The 2,016-nt window shown below is 46.5% G+C and carries 1 protein-coding gene and 1 pseudogene; both read right to left on the reverse strand.

Features of this window, described 5'->3' with window-relative positions; translation table 11 throughout:
* A partial coding sequence (locus L977_RS22470; protein ID WP_231563683.1) for a M60 family metallopeptidase occupies positions 1-1,630 on the reverse strand: 1,630 nt, incomplete at its 3' end.
* Between the two features lie 171 nt (positions 1,631-1,801).
* Positions 1,802-2,016 (reverse strand): annotated as a pseudogene (locus L977_RS25135) (M60 family metallopeptidase); the annotation flags it as partial.

The following is a 2,016-nucleotide window of genomic DNA, read 5'->3' on the forward strand; positions in this document are numbered from 1 at the left end:
ACAGTGGCGTTTCACCATCCTCAACCCAGACCAGAGAGGTAGGGCCCGCCTTAGGTGTGTTGGTCACAAAAGCAATATTTACGGTGTTATCTTCAGCTGGAACTTCAATCGTTATCGGGGAAGAGCCGTTCAGGCTACCGGTAAAGGTTTTCGCAACTTTCTTAGGCTGAGGTAAATTCAGCGCATTAATTGCTGCAATCGCCTCTGCGGAAAGGGGAATATTCCACTGCTGGAAATACTGGTTCAGATTAACGCCGGCGATTTTACTGGCATTAAGCGTAAACCAGTCGATTTTTTTCTGGCTGCTATTAACCAGGGTTGGGTCATTCTGGTTAACTTCACGGTAAGCTTTCGACAGTGCCGGGTAAAGCTGTGGCCAGCTCGTCATTATTTCACCAAAGAAAGACGCCCTACGGAACAGATCTTCTTTAGCAAAATTCCAGGTGTGCCCGGATTTCAGCAGAGTGCCGATAGCTTGTTGATCCCAACCGAAACCGTAAAAGCCTTCATTACTATGACAGTTTTTGAAATCGGTATCGCCGAGGGTGGTGTAACATGCAGCGATAGAATAAAGGTTGACGGTAACTTCTCCCTGGTCACTCCAGGACCATCCCATCTGGAACTGATGACCGTATTCGTGCCAGTCGAGCCAGCTCGGCGTCTCAGGGATTGAGCTGTCACCACCCACGCCAATCAGCCCTTGCCCGCTATTTGCCCAGCAGCAGCTCTGATAAGAGACGAAGAGCAAGCCACGGCTAGGCTGGTGCAACCAGCTCGAGCCATCCAGCCCATCGACTTTGTCATAAGTAATGGTTCGCAGCAGCGACTGGCGGAGGGTCTGCTCTATATTTTTAGTTGCTGAGTTTTGCGCAATTGCCTGACTTGCAACGAAGCGTGTCCTGCCATCAAACATAAAGTGGTAGCCTGATGGCGTTGTGGCCTGTGCCTGCTGGCGCCACTCGGCTCTGTCATTCATACCAAAGATAAAGAGGGGGTGATACGTACCGCCGTTAACAATATCAACGGAGACGAATGTATCAATATTCTCCATTTTTTTGGTTTTATCCTGACACCCAACGATAAGCAGCGCGTTCTGAGAGAATGTGTAGGTTGTGTCACCGTTTGCATTCAGAATAAGCTCATTAGCAGGACCGACAATACCTTCGTAGTTAGGATCAACGGCAGCATAGCAGGAAACATTTTGCGGAACATCACCGAGACGGAGGGTAACGTTTTCACCCTTGACGCCCCATGTATGTGTTAAGAAGTAATTATTACGTCCACCGTTGGTGGTTCTGTTCGTGCCATTGCCATGAACTTCGGTAACAGGAATTTGATAGCGACCTTGTTCAGCCTCACCGTAAACTTTTAAAGTACGGTTGAGCCAGAACAGGGGGTTATTGACATTTTGTACATCATAGGTTGATGCATAAGCTGGATTGATTAAATTATTGTAGTCAATACCTAATTCATCGAGTGCTTCAGTAAATCCCGGATTATTTTTCCACTCGTCCCACATCGTTTGGTTAGTAGAGACCGTCTCCGCCGCATAACAAGCGGAAGAAACAGACGCACAGAGTAGTGCTGCGATGGAAAAAGTTTTCTTTATTCCATGTTGAAATATATTCATAGTTAAAATGTCCGTAATTAAACATGAGGTGAAGCTTGTTTAATTACAACATTTCGTAACGGATTATTAAATGTAGAACTAATTAATATTCATTGTAGTGAATCTGATAAATAAGCAAGTCAGGCCGAATCATTTTCTGCTGCGCCAGAAACTGGCGCAGCAATAAAGCACTTACTTCACAATGGAGAGATCGACATTCACGTTTGCCGTCCAGTCCGTGTTGTGCCAGTCACGCGCAATCAGATGAAGAACACCCGTATAGCTGCCCTGAGGCAGATGCGGGTTATCTTCTGCTTTATAAGCGACTCTTAAATATGCGCTTGTTCCTGAGTTGCAGTTAACCGCGGTGTTAACGGAATGAATATTGCAGCCGCCATGGCTGTTCT

The organism is Enterobacter sp. ZOR0014 (assembly GCF_000798855.1).
Taxonomy (GTDB): Bacteria; Pseudomonadota; Gammaproteobacteria; order Enterobacterales; family Enterobacteriaceae; genus Enterobacter; species Enterobacter kobei.